Raw genomic sequence first — 17,269 nt, forward strand, 5'->3', positions numbered from 1 at the left:
CTTCAATATGCTCCTGTTGCATAAGCTTAACGACGTAGCTCCGTGAGCACGACTCGCCTAATCTCAATTATACAGGGTGCCTACTAAACGTAGGTAAGTCTTATCTCTCATGCCTAGCAACGCTTCGCTAGCCTCCCGTCAGCGCGGATCTCTGTTTTTATTCCTCGGCAGATATGGTGCTTTCGATCCATTCTATGTAATGAGAAATCCGAACGCTATTTCCACGATCACCGTAAAATGGGCCATGATATGTACGAAGATCTTTTTCACTAGACATCCACGAAGCAAGGCCAGCAAGATACCATTTCTCATTTCCCTTAATCAGGACGGGGCTTCCACTATCGCCACTACCCGACACACCCTCGAGTGGAATAGCAGATTTTGGCGAATCGAATTTGTAGGAAATCCAACGTGCATCTACATTAGAAATGACATTATAAGCTCGGCGTAAAGTGGTTCGATGGGGACTTTGAGGCTCCACTCCATCATAGCCATTGCCCGTCGCCCCTTTACCAATTATTTGGGCAGTCTTGCCTTTCTCATCACTACCAAGAAAAAGAGAGATAGGTTCAACATCGGCAATTGGTTCTTTAAGCTTAATAAGCGCAATATCATCGGACAATGCCAAAAACTCCCTCAAATTTGATCCATCACCCGAGGCTAATGCATCTTCAACAAGAGTTGAAGGAGGCTCTTTGTATCCTGGATGTACAATTACTGTCTCCACCGTACGTGATAGACCGTTAATCATTATCTTCTCAATACAATGCTGCATACAAGCTACATGTGCAGCTGTAACAACCCATTGAGGGTAAATTAATACACCGTGCCCTTCACTTGGAAAGTCAGCAAGCGCTGGAAAGGTGGATGCTGGAATTTGATATTTATTATCTTCAATATCATGACGAATGACTATGGCATTGGCCGCAAAAGATGCAGTAAGTATGAGCGAGAAAAAGTATGGCTTTATATTTTTCATATCCTTCATTCCAACATTTACTTCGAAACGACTGTCGATAGGCTAATGCCCTAAATACGAGTAGTGCAAAGCTAACGGTTTACTCGTGTATTTTTGCAAGCAAAGTGACAGATTTACACTTCCCCATGAAATTTATCTTGTATGGTTGTTCTTCCCTGATTCTTATGTTGAAAGTCCTTTTCAATAACGGATAAATTGAGTCAAACCTTCAGCGGCCACCGAAAGCCTTGTTTATCACAGTTCGCTGCCTAGCCAGTTCATAAAAGAGCGATAACAAGTATGAATGTGATAAGCACCCACTAAGCATAACTCGAATAGTCATGTGGGCATCGAACCCGAATAGCAAGTCGGAGATAGCTTATCTTATAGAACCTCAAGAGATCAATGTCGACATTAATACAAGCAGTAGAGAACTCGATATTTATGTGAGGCCTACTGGCCAGTACTTTAGTGCTATCAATGATAAAAGTGGCATTAAGCACCTACAATCTATTAAGCCTTGAAGAGTATTAACAGAGTCTACTGGGAGACTTGGGATATAATTCGAATGTGTCTCTGACATTGCGAGATTGCCTATTGTCTCTTGCACCCCTTCGCAACCTAGTCCGTCGGACGACTCGCCAAGACTGACAAACTAGACGCTATTGACACCGCACATTTTGATGAGGATATGAAGCCTAGATTACCTGTTATAAAGCCAGGAAAATTGAATCGAAAAGAAATTGCTGAACTTGTAGATATCGCCCTGATGAAATGTGATAGCGGCAGCTTCCAGCGCAAACGATAAAATCGGAGTGGAAGACATCGTGTACGCTCGTTGCTACTTCTTTCCACTATGTCTGCTTACAATTTCATCTCAATTTTATGCCGATGTATAAGCGACTAGTCGACGCTGACAAGCCTAAAAAGATCGCCCAAATTACTTGCATGAGAAAGCAGCTTACAATCCTAAATACCTTGGTAAAAATAACACCGACTGGGATTAGGGTATGGCTTAAAGGTTTGACGAGCAATCGTAATCACTTGTTATGAATTGCTACTTGCTGCTGACCTGGATAATAAGCCACTCTATATCTCCGCCACTATTATTTATTAGACCATACTGCCCACCCGGATGACTGAGGATCATGTCTCCTTCTCAGACGGTTAGCGAAATTTTCCAACAGGTCTTTGGGCTCAAACTATTCGATGACGTTATTTGCCCAATTCTTTGGAACTTCCAACAACAAAATTAAAATTTTATTCACCCTATATTCCTTAACAAGGTCCCAACGGAAAACTTTAAACTGCTGCGATTGGCTATCATACCAGCGATGCACACCACCAATGCACTGACGAGTAAAGTAGCGATGATCCATAACCAATCAGGCTTGTAATTGATGCCAAATTGAGACTGATAGATCAACTGGGCCGTAAGGTAAGTACCTAAAATGGCCCCCACGCTAGCAATTAAAGAAGTCAACAACCACTCAAACAGGCTTAGCCTACAGCACGTAAGGCGTGATTGACCAAAGCTGATCAGTAAAGCGTTCTTTTTACGCTCATCAGCTTCATAGCCTTTAACCGATGCACTGATCACCAGCACTGCCAGCAAAATAATCATCAAACTAAATCCAGATACCAGCATAATGACCATCGATAAAGTATCATCAAAGCGTTGCGTCAATTCGCGCACCGAGATTAACCGCAATGATGGATGACGCTGCCAAAGCTCTGCCAATTGTCCCCAAGCAGTGCCCGCAAGCTCTAGACTCCCCATATAAAGAGGCGGCATTTGAAGCTGGTGCATGGTGCTTTGTGGCACATTAAACCAAAAGGTAATGGAACCTTTGCCTGGTACATATTTATGACTGGCTTTAATTTCAAAGTTCAAAGATTGCCCCGCAACTTCAAACCGCAATTGGTCGCCGAGCTTCAACCCCATATCGGTCATAACTTCTTGCTCCACCGATACTTGTTGCCAGTCAGCATCCCCTTCTTTCCAGCGTCGGCCAATCACGGTTTGGTTGTTGTTTGCTTGCTTAATACTGAAATGCAAGCGTATAGGCTTTTGTAAGCTAGCCAAACTTTCGCTGGGGCCGGTGGCGAATTCCACCAAGGTCTGGCCATTGACATGGCTTAATTGCCCGTACCAAAATGGCTTTAATTGGCGAATGTCACTGCCAGTTTGCGCACTCCATTGGCGAATGTCTTGCACCTGTTGTTCATTGGCTTGGGTGATCATCAGGTTACCATCGTGCTCGCGGGTATAGCTTTCCATGGTTTGGCCAATGTCTTTCATCAAACTTAAGGTGAATAGCAACAAAGTGGCACACATTCCAACACCCAGAATTTGAATGGATTTGCTGAGCAAGCGCTGTTTCATCATATAAAAACCAAAAGCCATCATGCCCGTTGCACGGCTCGTCACCGTATAGCCCAACCTCAATACCAACCAAGTCAATACCATCATCAATATCAAGGTGGCCGCCATAGCGGATAGAGTCATGGCCGTGAGCAGACCGTTGTCGGAGTAAACGAAGGCCACCACAGCCACACCGAATAACGCAAATCCATAGCGAGGCAATAAGTGATTCAGACTCGCCATTTGGCGAATCAATTGCGCCGGGGTTACTTTGACCATCACTAGCCAATTGGGGATTTGGAAAATCGCCAATAGAGCCAACAACAGCGCGTAACTGCTGAATAAATCCGCCCATATCCAGGTGACTGTTAGGTCCGTAAACTGTATCTGCATTTGCTCCAAAATTAGGTATCCCGCCCCCCATGCCAAGATGGTTGCCGGAAGTAGACCTGCTATGACTGTTAGTAGCCATTGACCAAATGATAAAGCGAACACCTGGAGTTTATTGCTTCCCATGGCCAGACATACCGCCGCAAAGCGCTGTTGGGATATCAACTGACGTCGACCAGCTTGGTCGATAGCAATGGCTGCCATCAAAAACAACAGTACCGATGCCAAACCCACAAAATTCTCAACACGTTGCCAAAATAAAGACAGCGGATGGCCACTGTGTTTGTCGTAAAGCTGTGCGGTCACTAGCTCAGTAGTGGCCCACTGCTTGAGGGTGTTCAGCTCGCTTTCATCCCCCGTAAGCAAATAGCGAAAGCGGGCATTGTCAGCTTGTATCATTGAAAGATCATCCAGGTGTACCAATGCACGCATCGCCACGGAATGGCCTTCGAGCAGACGGTCGGGTTCATGTCGTACCAAACCTGTGAGCTTCAATTGTCCAAGTCCGATGTCTAAGGATTGACCAAGGGTGAGCTGCAGCGAAGAAAACAATCGGCTATCGACCCAGATTTCACCAGATTTAGGCCCATGGCTCAGGGATAGCCCCTGTCCATCCGTCTCAAATGCCACTTGCACTGTGCCTTGTACTGGATAAAGATCATCCACTGCTTTTAATTGAACCGTTTGCCAATAGTGATCATTAGTCAAAGTTACATTCACCAGCTGGCTAACGCTCAACTGCTGCGCATACTGGTGCAACTTGCTTAGTTGTGCATCGGTTAGCGCTTGATTCTGAGAAATCACCAAATCGCTACCGAGCATTTGTTGTAAATTATTGGCTAAATAAGTTTGAATGGAACTGCTGGTTAAGCTGAGCGTTAAAATGAAAAACATCAAAGTTGCTTGAGTCCAGCGAATTAAGCGTACATCCGCTTGGTGATATTGCTGGCGGAACAATTGCCACACAAATAAAATCAACATAGTGGGCCCGCCATAGCCGCAGCTTTGTTGCGCGGCTTGACCGCTAATTTGCCTTGGCTCAATTGCAGTAAAGTATCGGCCTGCTCTGCTAATTCCATCGAGTGCGTGACCAGCACCAGCCCCACCCCGCTTTGCCGACAACAATCAAACATCAATTGCGCGATATGTTGCGCAGTTTTCTCATCTAGGTTGCCCGTAGGTTCATCGGCAAAAATAAATTCTGGCTTCATGACAAAAGCACGGGCAATGGCCACCCGTTGTTGCTCACCGCCACTGAGTTGCTGTGGTTTATGGTACATTCGATCAGATAACCCCACCTTGTCGAGCCATAATTCAGCTATGGATAATGCATGTTTGTCACCTTTTAGTTTTAAAGGCAGGGCGACGTTGTTTAAAGCATCAAGTTCGGGCAACAAGTGAAACTGCTGAAAAATAAAACCTGAACTTTGACGCAGGTTCTTTAATAGTTGCTGCTCTCCATTATTCTGAAATTGCACCTCGCCAGAAACCGGACGTTCAAGACCTGCCATTAACAGCAATAAACTTGATTTACCTACTCCAGAGGGTCCAACAACTGCGTAAGAATGGCCGCTGAACAGCTCAACATTCAAATTCCTAAACAGGCTAATCCGCTGTTTCCCGGCGGTAAAATGATGATCAATTTGCTTTAAGTTAATGCTGCTCGACATGGATAGCTTCCTGAAATAACTGGTTGAGCAGAACTTTAAAGAAGTAAAGGTGAAATGAATGTGAAATCAGTGAAAACAAGTTGCTAAGTTGTCAAAGCACAAGTAAGGAAGCTTTATGTTGCTCGATAACCCCCAGCGTAACGACAAGAGCATGTAGTCCGTAGGAAGCCTCCCCCATAAATTAGACGCTACCTTATATTCAACTTATGCGGCCATTTTGTCATGTTCATCTGGGCTTTTGAATCCAACTGAACTGTGCCTTCTCTTCCAGTTATAGCACCTATCAAGGTACCAAGATAAGTTAGCCCTAAGATCCTTAAACAGCTCGATAATTATGTGAGGTCTACTGGGCAATTCATTAGTGTTGCCAATGATAAAAATGGCATCAAGGAGGCCATTAAACAACTACAACCTCTTAAACCCCAAAGAGTATTAATAGAGTCTACAGGAAGACTCGAATTAGAGTTTGTTTGCGCCAACGACAAAGCAGGGTAATCTGTTGTTGTTTGCAACCCTTCACAGATAAGAAGCTTTGCTAAATTCGCAGGGCGCCTCGCCAAAACTGACAAGCTAGATGCAATGGATATTGCACATTTTGGTGAGGCCATGAAGCCAAGACTATCGACGCTAAAGCCAGAAAAACCCAGGGAGATCAGTGACTTATTGACGGTAAGAAGTCAGTATTTAGAAATGAGTACAATGCAAAAGAAACGGCTTCAGAGAATGCCGAAATCAGTACACAAACCTATACAGACCATTCTAAACACCATCAAGAAAGAGCTACAAGGTATCGACAAGCCACTGGATAAACTGATTAACAGTGTGTCTCAGTGGCGGCAAAGGCGCGACCTATTGTTGAGTGCTAAAGGGGGCGGAAATGTATTGGCTTATACGTTGAAGAGTGAACTTCCCGAGCTAGGAAAATTGAACCGTAAAGAAATCGCTGCACTTGTCGGTATCGCCCCAATGAACCGTGACAGTGGCCGCTTCCAGAGAAAGAGATATATTCGGGGCGGAAGGCATCGTGTAAGCACGGTTCTGTTTGTTTCCAACATGTCGGCCATACAGCATCATCCCAAAATAAAGCCGATGTAAAAGCGATTAGTCAACGCTGGAAAATCTAAAAGGTTGCTCTAATTGCTTGCATGAGAAAGCAGATTTCGATCCAGAATACGATAGTGAAAAATAACACCTACAGGGATGAAAGTATGGCTTAATAACTTGATGAGCAACCATAGTCACTTGTTATGACCCCACCCTCTGTGTGGTTAATACGTTAGATTCTTTGAGTAGTCCACGGTTTATGAACCCATAAACAGAGAGTGCCACCCCAAAAAGAATAACAAGAACCAACCAATTGTTTGCACCTAATGGAGTGCTTATATATTGTTCGATTTTACTGTCTAGGAAGAAAATTATTAAGAAGAACGCGTAAAATGAATATGTGCCTTTGGCTTTTTGGTCAAATGCCGTCTGGCCACTCAAATTATCTTTGATATTGGCACCACACTCTGGGCATAAAAAGCCCTCTTTTACTCCATTTTTGAAGTCATCCTTGATTTGGCTGCCTTCAAATCTAGAGCTACACACACAACATTGATATTTCATATATTCCTTGATGTAGATGTCGACACTTGATGTTCACCTTATAATGCCACCAGCACAGGCGGAGCACGCAGTGCGGAGATCCAGTCCCGAAGGGGCGATTCTGCCTGGCCTAGTTATGGTTTTTATTACACAGTTAACGGCCAACCTTCTTTGGCCACCTCATCTAAGAGCCACTGTATTAAGGAAAACGGGATTTCTTCCTTGTAGCAGCTAAATACAACTTTGCCTATTTCATCGTAGTGAATGACTTCAGCTAAAACTTCAAATGGTTCTTTTGTACGATCCGACAGTTCCAGATACACACAGTCACGCTGAACGTCACTACCGAACAAAATTTCGTAACTCCTTCCTTTGTATTCTTGCAGCACACTATTTTCTCAAGGATCATAACTCAAAACTTTGGGGCGGAGGAGTGCCAGCGAAGACGTCCCAGCCGCGCATTTCAGCAGTGACAACAGTGTATTGTTATATGCCAGTACTAAATTACACATAATGAAATTACCACTACAATCCAAAAGCACATACCAATGATACTAACTCCAAATGCTCCAAGATATGTTTTACCCGACCTCTCAATAAGTGTAAAGCCTGATTGGATTACCTGCCTCTTTCCTGTATCGCCATCTCGGACAAGTACTTCTGGACGCCACCGACCAAGAGACACTATCGGTATTAATAGTGATCCGGTGAAGTATGCTAAACCCCAAAAGATTACTTCAATGAAAAGAATCATGAACATTAGACTTAAAATATCTTCCATGAGATTCCTATAGGATCAGCACAAAATGTCTGCCGCACAGACGAGTAACTTGTTACGAGTCCAGCACACGAACTGCACGATTGTGTCGGCACTTGATATCACTAAATACCGATTTCACTACAGAACCCTTGGTAAGTAGATTGTATTCTAGTGACCAAAGCCTCTCTCTCTGAAAAAAAATGCAAGTCACGTGAACCACTATCATTTTCTACTAGAAAAATGAGCTCTTGTTGCTCTCCTTTAAAGCTTATGACAAGAGATACCATATCCTTTCTATTGTGAGGGACGGCATCGTAAATATCTATTAGTTGCTGAACGTGACTATCTCCAAAATCGTCATCAAATATTGAGACAACTCTAGTAAGTAGTGGTCGGATAATAGAACTATCCGTATTCATTGATACTTCAAACATCGAGACTTCCTAAAGGATATAACACCCTTAGCAAGGGCGACCTATGCTGTGTACATATTGTGCTACAAAGGGAGCGCAGCGACTAGCACAATATGTACACAGCGTCGGGCGTCTCACAGAGGCCCCAAGGACCGGAGTATACTGCCTACGATTGTTATAAGCCGCTGACGTAGCCGTATGGCACAGCCCTCCAATACCAACCTTGGTCTTACCCACAAAAAAAGTAGACACTCTAACTATGCGTAGTTTCGCTCATACTCTGCTGGACTTACATAGCCCAATGCAGAGTGCCTGCGAACTCTATTTTAGAAAATCTCAATGTATTCAAACACCTCAGATTTTGCTTGCTCTTCGCTTTCGAATGTTCCGGCATAGACCAGCTCGACTTTTAGCCTGCTAAAGAATGATTCCATTGCCGCATTATCCCAACAGTTAGCCTGGCGACTCATACTCGGCTTGCACTTGCTTTCAGACAAGAGATCCTGGTATTTCTGCGATCGATATTGCACACCCCTGTCAGAGTGAACTATTAGTCCAGGCTTTATTGGTCGTCGCTCTAAAGCCATTTTCAATGCTCGACGTGTCAATTCATCGGTCATCTGCGAGTCAAATGCCTAAACTACAATACGTCGAGAGTACAGATCCATAACTACCGCGAGGTATAGCCACCTCTCCAGAACCCAGACATACGTAATGTCACTGGTCCAGCGGCAATTTGGTCGATCCACATCAAAGCAACGCTTAAGTCGGCTGGGCGCGCGGAGCGTGCCCAGTCCGGTGAAAGCCCGTAGGGCTGGAACGAAATTCACGCGCTTGTTATGTTTAGATTTTTAACTTTATTGCACCATCAATTAATGCAAGGTCTGCGCTACTTTTAATATGCATACCTTGGCCAAGTTGAATATAGCCTACAGCTGATCTTGGTAGGCCTTTTTTGTTACCAGTTAGAGTGCCACTTTGGATAGTTGAAACCTTAACATACTCATTAGCGAACGATAAACCAGCTCGAGGTGCAGGGTCGTGGATAATTAAAGAGCCTGAGGTATAACCCACAAGAGTGACCCAATGACCACCCACTCTTTTATATGTATCAATACCATCTAGTTTGTACCACCCAACATTGATCAGCACAGTCGAATTACTGTTAACACCTTCTTTAAGCCATTGAACTGATGGTACTTTAACGCCATTTGAATATTGGGCTGGATGCTTTCTCCAGCCTTGATATTCAAGTAATTTAACTCTCCCAAATAATTCAGCAGAAATTTTATCAATACCTCGTAGCATGCCACTTGTACCAGTTCCATTATTTAAACTGGTATTCATGTAATTTTTTGATACAAGTCTCTTAATCAATGTTATTTGATCCAGTCTCTGGTCGTTAAGCCAGAAAAGAGAGTTTGATGCTGCTACTGGGCCACATAGCTGTTTACCATAGCCATACTGTTTTTGAGTGATATCCGTTTGAGTGAAGTCAGGGATTTCATTGATATAAGCTGAATTTGCTATTGCTTGAGTTGATATAACCAAGATGAGGGTAATTATATATTTCATGTTAACTGCCTTAAAATATAACGCCTACTGGGATGAAAGTATGGCTTAATAACTTGACGAACAACCATAGTCACTTGTTAAATGTTTTACCACTACCATTGCTCTATAGCTTTCATTGTCTCTAGCTTCTGGTCTTTAGGGACTTCAATGCACTGAGAATCAATAGTGGCACTTAACAGGTGCTTAATACCTCTTGCCTCAAGATACTTTGATACAAGCTCTACATTCTTGCCGTTCTCCTTACCACTGACAAACAGCACGCAGGATTTATCCGATTCTGAAGCAATAACATCGAATCCGTTGTCAAGCTCCCAGAATTCCCTACCTGAAAGTACTTGGCCTGTAGTTGTTCTAATTAGCTTTGGCATAACTTACATTAACACACAAAACAGTGGCGCGCGTTAGCGCGTCGTGCTCTAAGGGTGTTGCTGCCTTTGTTTGTTATTTGTTTGGCTGAATGCGAAATGATAACCAACGCATACAACGAAAATAAAACTGCCAATATTTAAGGCTTGTACGTATAAAAACCAGATGATTGGGCTTTGCTCAATAGTTGGTTCGGAGTACCCAAGGGCAATTGAATGTACGCCAAGTATTAATATGTGCACAACCCTTGAGGCGGCAACTAATATTCCTGCGAAAAGTGAAAGCCCAGATAAAATGGAGCGCTCTCTATAGAACCACACTAATGATGCAGCAAATAAAAAGAAGGGCATAAACCAAGCGGTAAAGTCGTTAATGCCACCAAATATCTGCCAAAAAGTTGTCGGACTATATACATGATCTTCCATATCTATTTACACATAACGCCTCAATAAAGGGCCAGAACGTAGCACTGAAAGCGCGGAGTAGAAGTACAGCCCCGCAGGGGCGCCTTTGATTGATTTGTTATGACTTTTTCAGGCCCAGTAGTATAGGCACCGAATACTCTTTTGTTTTTTGATAAAAATCCTCTCGGCCTGAAATGCTGACCAATATAGGTGTTGCAAACATTCCTGTCATTACCTGACCGTACTCGAAGAAATATACCTCTCCTGCCTGTACAGTGATTTTTGCTCGTAGATCTTTATTTGGCTCCCATGTGCCCTTATCAAATAGGACTGTGTGCTCACCTGGATCAAGCTCCACCTCAAAAAAACCTCCATTCTTAAGACAGCCAACTTCTTTGTCGTTTATAACTAGGTCTGGACAAGTTCCTGAACCATAGAAAGCTGCTTGCCGAAAAAAGTAAGCAATAGCTTTGCTGCCATTTGGCTCAGCAACTTTCTCAAATACAGGTCCTGTCGCAGTGCATCCAGATAAAAGAACCACAAAGAAAGCTACGATAAATGATCTCAAGATATCTCCTTAGTCATAACGCCCACATAAAAGGCCGACTGAAGCACAGCGTAAGGAAGTCAAGCGGAACGCAGTGAAGCGATTTTCGATGTGTCGGTTATGCATTATATTTAATGAGCCACGGTTCCTGTTGCCTTAGTTCCATCCCAGTCGAATGTTGTGAAATTTTTAATATTTTTATCGAAGAACAAGTGCATTCTATCGGTATGCCCTTCCAAGACGATTTCATTAGCACCAACTACTACCCAACGAACGTCTTTCCAGCTTTTTAGCTTAGAAATCGATCCATCCTCTTCAAGGACAAACTTATAGTTACGCCCTCTCCAGGTATAATTCCACTCACTATTGCTAAGCCTACTTGCAAGCGTAACAGCCTTCGCTACAGATTGCGGATCATACCTTTCCAATGGATCGGCGTTACTGAAAAATGAAAAGAAAAGGGCCATCAAAAATAGACAAACTCTCATATATCTCTCTTACTATGTTAATGCATAACGCCCGCAACACTGGGAAAATTGAAGTGTAGCGGAAATTTGATCTGCGTGCTTGCGCTTGTTAGCTTTTACCATTGCTGCTCATTAATATTAAAACACTCTTTTGCCCACCGTTTTAGATAGACAAAGTCTTTAAAGCATTGCTCATAGTACTTGTTACCATTTTCATCATAATAAAACGCGTGCATCTTAACACCAGGGATTTTAACCGCTTCCAGCCTATGGGGCGCACTTAGAGGTAAAGTTGGAAAGTCGATATTTACCTTTTCAACTTGTCGACGAAAATCAAATTTTCTTTGCTCCCAACTAAGTTCTACATCGCCAAGAACTTCGTGGTTAATCTTCCTATATTCATCCAAATATTTATAGAAAACCGGAATCTCATACTCAGTCATTTCTGCTTCTTTAGAAATGACCATATCCCAAGATTCGGCATACGGATTAACATTTTTTAAATCAGTTAAGTATTGAGAGAACTCGCGAATGTTCTGTTCGTAATTCTCTTTCGCTAAACTGTAGCCAGTTAATATTTCACATAAAGACCTAATATCATTGGCAAACATCTGATATCGCAGCCTGATCAAATCCAAAAGCTCAAAATCAGACTTCGCAACTCTAAAATCTACGGCGGATTCTTGATTCATACTATAGATACCACATTAAGCTAATGCCCGCAGCATGCGCGGCTTTGAAATGAAGGCGAAGCCGAAATGGAAAAGCCGCCGCTGTACCTGCGATTGTTATGTGGCGGCCTCTCCATCAGCTTGTGACCTTGCTGAGATATAGAGTTGTAATCACTAACTATTGTCTGAACTTCTCGATTTACCATACACCAGACCCAAGTAAGCTACCGGCCAAACGAGGGGGCCTATAATGTGCCCTTTCAAGATAAGCGTGTAGTTGGTTTTTTCCTTGATTCAATCACCAAATAGGGCAAAGAACAAGGCAATTGCCGTAAAACTTAAAAAGTACATCAGGAGAGCTTTTACTACTGGATGTACGGATTTAATCTGCATTGAAAGATCCTAGGCACATAACGCCGCCAATAAAGGCGAAGTACGTAGTGCTGATTCCAGCCCACGCAGTGGGCGTTGTGCTTGGCCTTGTTATATCCATTTACGATTTTGACTTATGTTGGTTGATGATGTTGTTTATGTCTCCATTGATTACGGTGCTTAGTAGGTTTCCATACGGTTTACTTACCGGATTAACCGCATAGGCAATGGATAAACTAAGAAGCTCAATACCTATCAGAACTAATGCCATATTTGAGTCCAATATACCTAAAAAATAAGTACACAGTATTGCCAATGCTATGAATATAGATATTTCATATCCTCGCTGCATTTTTACTAGCGCACGATGCTTCTTAATATCTTCAGGGGATAATTCCATGATACACCTCTAGCTAACGCCATGAGTACGGGAACAAAGTATCCCACACCTTGTATTGTTACGTGATTTAGTAGGCACCGAAATACCTACCACTGTGACATTTCCCAGAAGGCTTTTGTGTTGTGATTTCTTCTCTGGTTTCTGTAACCACACCCTTGTATTCACAATTCCCATAAGTAAATGTGTAGTGAGCACCAGGCTCAGGGATAAAGGCAAATGTATGTCGACAGAACTGCCCCTCCATAACCATTTCACCAGTAAATACAGTACGATCAAAGAACTCAAAAGACAGGAGTTTGTTTGCAGGCACATTCACAGTGAATTCAAGTGTTGATGGTTCGGTCCAGTTTCCATCCCAAAGATCACCGATATATTCTCCGTACTCGCTTGGATTACACTCTAGCCCCTCAAACATTGAAACAGTAGGACCATCTTTAAGACCCTCTTCTAGTTTAAAATTAATCTTTGCGATCTCACCAGATTGAGGTCCTTGATAGGTTGTAGCACAACCGGCTAAAACAAAAGGTAAATAAACCAATACAAATTTATTCATTGTTACTCCATTTATTAACGTAACGCCCGCAGCATTGGGCGTCCTGCTAAGGCCCCGCCAGGGACCGTAGCAAACTGCCTGCGTTTGTTAAAGGGACTTACCACACCATTGTGTTACCGCCACCTTGGGATCAACCTCAGGCTCATTAACCTTTTCACCAGAGCTAGCCACGCACTCATTGCTACCACACGTATATCCAACAGCACGATCTATTTCTCCGTACTCTTGAATTAAGCCAATAGCTGCATTGTTACGAAGATAGAAGCGATTCTTATACGTTCCAGTTGGTACGGCGAGCGGAACTGGTACTACGCCAACAAATGCTCCAGCACCAGCCCACGACGTTCCGTCTTTATAAATAAGTACTTTGCAATACTCAAATTTATTTACAGAATCAGGATTTCCCCAACGTTCGATAATTTCAATCTCAGAGTAAGGTGAACCTCTCTTTTCGAATGAGAATTGATTTCTCTCATTCCCTAGACTGAACTCTGTTCTAGCCCATTCTTTTTTCCCATAAGTGCCAACAGCCAAACCAACACAACCCGATATTATGCTAAGGGAGGCTATTATGAGAACTGCTCTAATCATTGACGTACCTTTAACGCTTTGCTAAGGGACAGCCGAAACGCAGTGTAGGCAGCCCCACGAAGGCCGCGCTTTTTTGCGACCGTATTGTATTTGAGCAACTTGTTATGAGTTGCACACCTCAATACCTTCTTGTCTTAGATATTTAATAAGGTGATGGTTATACATCTCCGCATATACTGGTGCTATAGCCTGATACTTTCTCTCAGCATAGCTATCTATTACATCATCTATTTTCAAATATCTGACATTACTTCCGTACTCACAGCTTTTATCCATTAATGACACTTCGCTGAGAATCATGCCTGAAAGACCAATTAGTCGTAAATCCCCATTGCTGGCAGAAAGGATTGCATCTTCTTTTGGATCAGCGACTAAAATCCAGCCGAATTCGGCTTCAGAGTTTTCAGAGACTGAGCAAGACGAAGCCAATAAAGAAATTACTATTACGTGAATAATGCTCATTTTCTTTAGACTGATAATGCCTTCATTTACGGCTGGTTTGAAGCACAGCAGAAAACCAGTCCGACAACATACGCTTGTTAGGTGATTGTCTTCGCATTTTCCTACAAGTACTTGTCAAAATATTCACTTACAGCCTCATGGCAATATTTATCCTCACCTCGCCAATACTCAACAAATACCCAATCATTTCTACCTTTTATGGGGCGATCGTAACTACCAGGCTTTAACACACCAATACTGGCTAGAATTTCTATTAATACCTGGCGTTCAGATTTACTAGATTTCAAGACCGGAGCCAACCTTTTCTCAAGAGAGCTCGGATAATCTGTGGAATCTGAACTTTCGATGGTTTCTAATATTTCCTTAAAGCATTGGATATCATCAGAAGTAGGTTCAGGGATTTCCGTAATTTTAAATTGGCTTAAGTCAAAGTATGTATACAGAATATCACCTTGACGGACACCACCCCATTTGATCCGCTCAAAATTTAATACATTTAAATCCGCGCCTTCATAGTTCTTTCGACCCACTACCCCGTATTGACTGTCCTTACAGACTCCACAAGCAAAGGAGCGTGAAGTGGGTTTACCATCAGTATACGAAGTGCCGGAGATTACTGGCATATATTTATGCTTTGGTATGTTTTTGGCGATTGAATATGAGGATAAAGAAGACCTCCAGTCCAAACGGTGCGAACTCAGGCTACTTACAAAACCTTTAGCAATTTTCTCTCGAGATATTTCACCAACCAAGTTAGTAATGGCATCTATGCACTCATCGTGAGAAATAGAAAGCGGATCAAACATCAAGCCTTTTGATTTCGCGTACTCAAAGTCCTCATCAGATAAAACTCTATCCTTTGAGTCAATCCAACCATTCTTCCAATAGGTGGAAAATAATATTTTCTTCGCTTTCTTATCCATACTGAATTCTATATTCGCACTCATCGCTGGATTAATGGACGCCGTGATTTATGCGGCATCCCAGTGAGTGATAGCGAACGATATTTACCCCCTTGTTAAGAGCTTTACTTACCACAGTGCAGACACTTATGTGGCCTTAGAGTATTGAATACATTACCACCAAAGTACTGATGCTTGCAGTGAAGACATTTAACCACTCTGCTTGCGTAAAATGTAAGGTAATACATAGTTAAAATAACAAAGCACAATGCTGCTAGTTTGGTGTGAGGCAAGTACGGATTACCTTCCTGCCTAACATTTAAATATATGGTAGAGCCCAAAGTGAATGTTATGAAATAGAACCACACTCCAAGCCAGTAACGCTTAAAGAACTTTTCCTTCTCTTCTTTTGTGTACTCTCGTTACTTAAGCATCGATTACTCTTAGCGCCCAGCGCAACGGCGAAGCACGCAGTGCGTAGTCCGACAACCGAAGGCTGCGAATTGCCGCTGCTTGTTATGCATTACTGCCACTCCGGTTGTTGCGGGAAGTCCCCAAAGCCATAGTAGTGATAAAAACTAAAAGCTTTTCCGCCGATATTTACTTCGCCTAAAAGATACCAATGCTCAAAGTGGAACAAGTTCCTATATTTGCGCTCTTCAATTGAACGTACAACTACCTTGGAGCCTTTAGGTAGCCTGTACAGTGTTTGTCCATTGACACATTCGGGACCTATTTTCTGCCACACAATTTCATTCCTGAAGGATGACTCCCCCTTGATTTTTCTTGGCTCATTTTTACAAAGTAGTGCATCGGCCGTCAGAGTTTTCTCACCTAGCAAATGCTTGTAGTCAGCATCAACAGACCGATCTATGACGCTAGAGCAGCCAGAAAGTAGCAATACAGTTACAGCTAGGTACAAATATTTCATTTTATGTTGGTCTTGCCCACAAAAAGTAGACACTCTAACTATGCGCATTTTCGCTCATACTCTGCTGGACTTACATAGCCCAATGCAGAGTGCCTACGAACCCTATTGTAGAAAATCTCAATGTATTCAAACACCGCAGATTTTGCTTGCTCTTCGCTTTCGAATGCTCTGGCATAGACCATCTCGACTTTTAGCCTGCTAAAGAATGATTCCATTGCCGCATTATCCCAACAGTTAGCCTGGCGACTCATACTCGGCTTGCACTTACTTTCAGACAAGAGATCCTGGTATTTCTGCGATCGATATTGCACACCCCTGTCAGAGTGAACTATTAGTCCAGGCTTTATTTGTCGTCGCTCTAGGGCCATTTTCAACGCTCGATGTGTCAACTCATCGGTCATCTGGGAGTCAAATGCCCAACCTACAATACGTCGAGAGTACAGATCCATAACTACCGCGAGGTACAACCACCGCTCCAGAACCCAGATATACGTAATGTCACTGGTCCAGCGGCAATTTGATCGATCCACATCGAAGCAACGCTTAAGTAGGTTGGCGGCGACATTGATATTCCTCTCTACTGGCTGACTATATCGAAAGCCTTTACCGTTTCTCGCTTTAATATGCTCCTGTTGCATAAGCTTAGCGACGTAGTTCCGCGAGCATGACTCGCCTAATTCTGGAAGCTCGCAAGCGATTCTAGGCGCTCCATAACGACCTTTAAACTCAGAAAACGTCTCTCGGATTTTCTCGATTGTTCGTATCTTTCTAATCGTGCGAGCAGATGGCAATCGCCCCCGCCATCGATAATAGCCCGATCTTGAGACATCTAAGCACCGACACATCAAGCTAACCGGGAATGACCCTACATGCTCTTGTATCAAT

Annotated in this window: 21 protein-coding genes and 1 pseudogene; 1 reads left to right on the top strand and 21 read right to left on the bottom strand. The window is 43.0% G+C overall.

Features of this window, described 5'->3' with window-relative positions:
- Positions 1 to 157: 157 nt before the first annotated feature.
- From ACJJI6_RS07600 to ACJJI6_RS07610, 3 genes are all read right to left on the bottom strand, one after another.
- The gene (locus ACJJI6_RS07600) at positions 158 to 979 is read right to left on the bottom strand and encodes a trypsin-like serine protease (RefSeq protein ID WP_475713018.1); all 822 of its coding nucleotides are present in this window, start codon (positions 977 to 979) and stop codon (positions 158 to 160) included.
- Positions 980 to 2,222: 1,243 nt separating this feature from the next.
- On the bottom strand, positions 2,223 to 4,694 hold the full coding sequence (locus ACJJI6_RS07605) for an ABC transporter permease (protein WP_475713019.1): 2,472 nt from the start codon (positions 4,692 to 4,694) through the stop codon (positions 2,223 to 2,225).
- Complete coding sequence (locus tag ACJJI6_RS07610; RefSeq protein WP_475713020.1) at positions 4,688 to 5,383, bottom strand: ABC transporter ATP-binding protein; 696 nt, start codon at positions 5,381 to 5,383, stop codon at positions 4,688 to 4,690. The genes ACJJI6_RS07605 and ACJJI6_RS07610 overlap by 7 nt, the downstream gene beginning before the upstream one ends.
- A gap of 522 nt (positions 5,384 to 5,905) precedes the next feature.
- Between ACJJI6_RS07610 and ACJJI6_RS07615 the strand changes: the two genes are divergently transcribed.
- Complete coding sequence (locus ACJJI6_RS07615; protein ID WP_475713444.1) at positions 5,906 to 6,478, top strand: transposase; 573 nt, start codon at positions 5,906 to 5,908, stop codon at positions 6,476 to 6,478.
- Positions 6,479 to 6,628: 150 nt separating this feature from the next.
- Here ACJJI6_RS07615 and ACJJI6_RS07620 read toward each other — a convergent pair whose 3' ends face one another.
- From ACJJI6_RS07620 to ACJJI6_RS07705, 18 genes and pseudogenes are all read right to left on the bottom strand, one after another.
- Positions 6,629 to 6,991 carry a hypothetical protein gene (locus ACJJI6_RS07620; protein WP_445364604.1) on the bottom strand — a complete coding sequence of 121 codons (363 nt, stop codon included), beginning with the start codon at positions 6,989 to 6,991 and terminating at the stop codon, positions 6,629 to 6,631.
- A 125-nt stretch (positions 6,992 to 7,116) separates the two neighbouring features.
- Positions 7,117 to 7,359, bottom strand: coding sequence for a hypothetical protein (locus ACJJI6_RS07625; protein ID WP_475713021.1), 243 nt, complete (start codon positions 7,357 to 7,359; stop codon positions 7,117 to 7,119).
- A 493-nt stretch (positions 7,360 to 7,852) separates the two neighbouring features.
- Positions 7,853 to 8,164: a hypothetical protein gene (locus ACJJI6_RS07630; protein WP_475713022.1), complete on the bottom strand. Its 312-nt coding sequence runs from the start codon at positions 8,162 to 8,164 to the stop codon at positions 7,853 to 7,855.
- Between the two features lie 305 nt (positions 8,165 to 8,469).
- Complete coding sequence (locus ACJJI6_RS07635) at positions 8,470 to 8,613, bottom strand: IS3 family transposase (protein ID WP_475713445.1); 144 nt, start codon at positions 8,611 to 8,613, stop codon at positions 8,470 to 8,472.
- Positions 8,605 to 8,973, bottom strand: a pseudogene (locus tag ACJJI6_RS07640) (DDE-type integrase/transposase/recombinase); the annotation flags it as partial. The gene ACJJI6_RS07635 and the pseudogene ACJJI6_RS07640, both read right to left, overlap by 9 nt.
- A 13-nt stretch (positions 8,974 to 8,986) precedes the next feature.
- Positions 8,987 to 9,718 carry a C39 family peptidase gene (locus ACJJI6_RS07645; RefSeq protein WP_475713023.1) on the bottom strand — a complete coding sequence of 244 codons (732 nt, stop codon included), beginning with the start codon at positions 9,716 to 9,718 and terminating at the stop codon, positions 8,987 to 8,989.
- 92 nt (positions 9,719 to 9,810) lie between these two features.
- Complete coding sequence (locus ACJJI6_RS07650) at positions 9,811 to 10,086, bottom strand: hypothetical protein (protein WP_475713024.1); 276 nt, start codon at positions 10,084 to 10,086, stop codon at positions 9,811 to 9,813.
- 48 nt (positions 10,087 to 10,134) lie between these two features.
- Positions 10,135 to 10,509 (bottom strand): hypothetical protein, encoded by a 375-nt coding sequence (locus ACJJI6_RS07655; RefSeq protein ID WP_475713025.1) that lies wholly within the window; start codon positions 10,507 to 10,509, stop codon positions 10,135 to 10,137.
- 97 nt (positions 10,510 to 10,606) lie between these two features.
- A complete protein-coding gene (locus tag ACJJI6_RS07660) occupies positions 10,607 to 11,056 on the bottom strand; it encodes a DUF2846 domain-containing protein (protein WP_475713026.1) in 450 nt (149 codons plus the stop codon).
- A 110-nt stretch (positions 11,057 to 11,166) separates the two neighbouring features.
- A complete protein-coding gene (locus ACJJI6_RS07665) occupies positions 11,167 to 11,523 on the bottom strand; it encodes a hypothetical protein (protein ID WP_475713027.1) in 357 nt (118 codons plus the stop codon).
- A 95-nt stretch (positions 11,524 to 11,618) separates the two neighbouring features.
- Positions 11,619 to 12,194 carry a hypothetical protein gene (locus tag ACJJI6_RS07670; RefSeq protein ID WP_475713028.1) on the bottom strand — a complete coding sequence of 192 codons (576 nt, stop codon included), beginning with the start codon at positions 12,192 to 12,194 and terminating at the stop codon, positions 11,619 to 11,621.
- Between the two features lie 472 nt (positions 12,195 to 12,666).
- Entirely contained in the window at positions 12,667 to 12,945 is a 279-nt protein-coding gene (locus tag ACJJI6_RS07675) for a hypothetical protein (protein ID WP_445364605.1), read from the bottom strand.
- Positions 12,946 to 13,012: 67 nt separating this feature from the next.
- Positions 13,013 to 13,498 (bottom strand): hypothetical protein, encoded by a 486-nt coding sequence (locus tag ACJJI6_RS07680; protein ID WP_475713029.1) that lies wholly within the window; start codon positions 13,496 to 13,498, stop codon positions 13,013 to 13,015.
- A gap of 87 nt (positions 13,499 to 13,585) precedes the next feature.
- Positions 13,586 to 14,089, bottom strand: coding sequence for a hypothetical protein (locus ACJJI6_RS07685; protein ID WP_445364607.1), 504 nt, complete (start codon positions 14,087 to 14,089; stop codon positions 13,586 to 13,588).
- Between the two features lie 102 nt (positions 14,090 to 14,191).
- Positions 14,192 to 14,551 (bottom strand): hypothetical protein, encoded by a 360-nt coding sequence (locus tag ACJJI6_RS07690; protein WP_445364608.1) that lies wholly within the window; start codon positions 14,549 to 14,551, stop codon positions 14,192 to 14,194.
- Positions 14,552 to 14,652: 101 nt separating this feature from the next.
- Positions 14,653 to 15,474, bottom strand: a complete 822-nt coding sequence (locus ACJJI6_RS07695) for a hypothetical protein (protein ID WP_445364609.1) — start codon at positions 15,472 to 15,474, stop codon at positions 14,653 to 14,655.
- A 502-nt stretch (positions 15,475 to 15,976) separates the two neighbouring features.
- Positions 15,977 to 16,384, bottom strand: coding sequence for a hypothetical protein (locus tag ACJJI6_RS07700; protein ID WP_475713030.1), 408 nt, complete (start codon positions 16,382 to 16,384; stop codon positions 15,977 to 15,979).
- Positions 16,385 to 16,422: 38 nt separating this feature from the next.
- Positions 16,423 to 17,268 carry an IS3 family transposase gene (locus ACJJI6_RS07705; protein ID WP_475713031.1) on the bottom strand — a complete coding sequence of 282 codons (846 nt, stop codon included), beginning with the start codon at positions 17,266 to 17,268 and terminating at the stop codon, positions 16,423 to 16,425.
- Position 17,269 lies beyond the last annotated feature (1 nt).

The organism is Microbulbifer maximicatervae (SeqCode) (assembly GCF_056232625.1).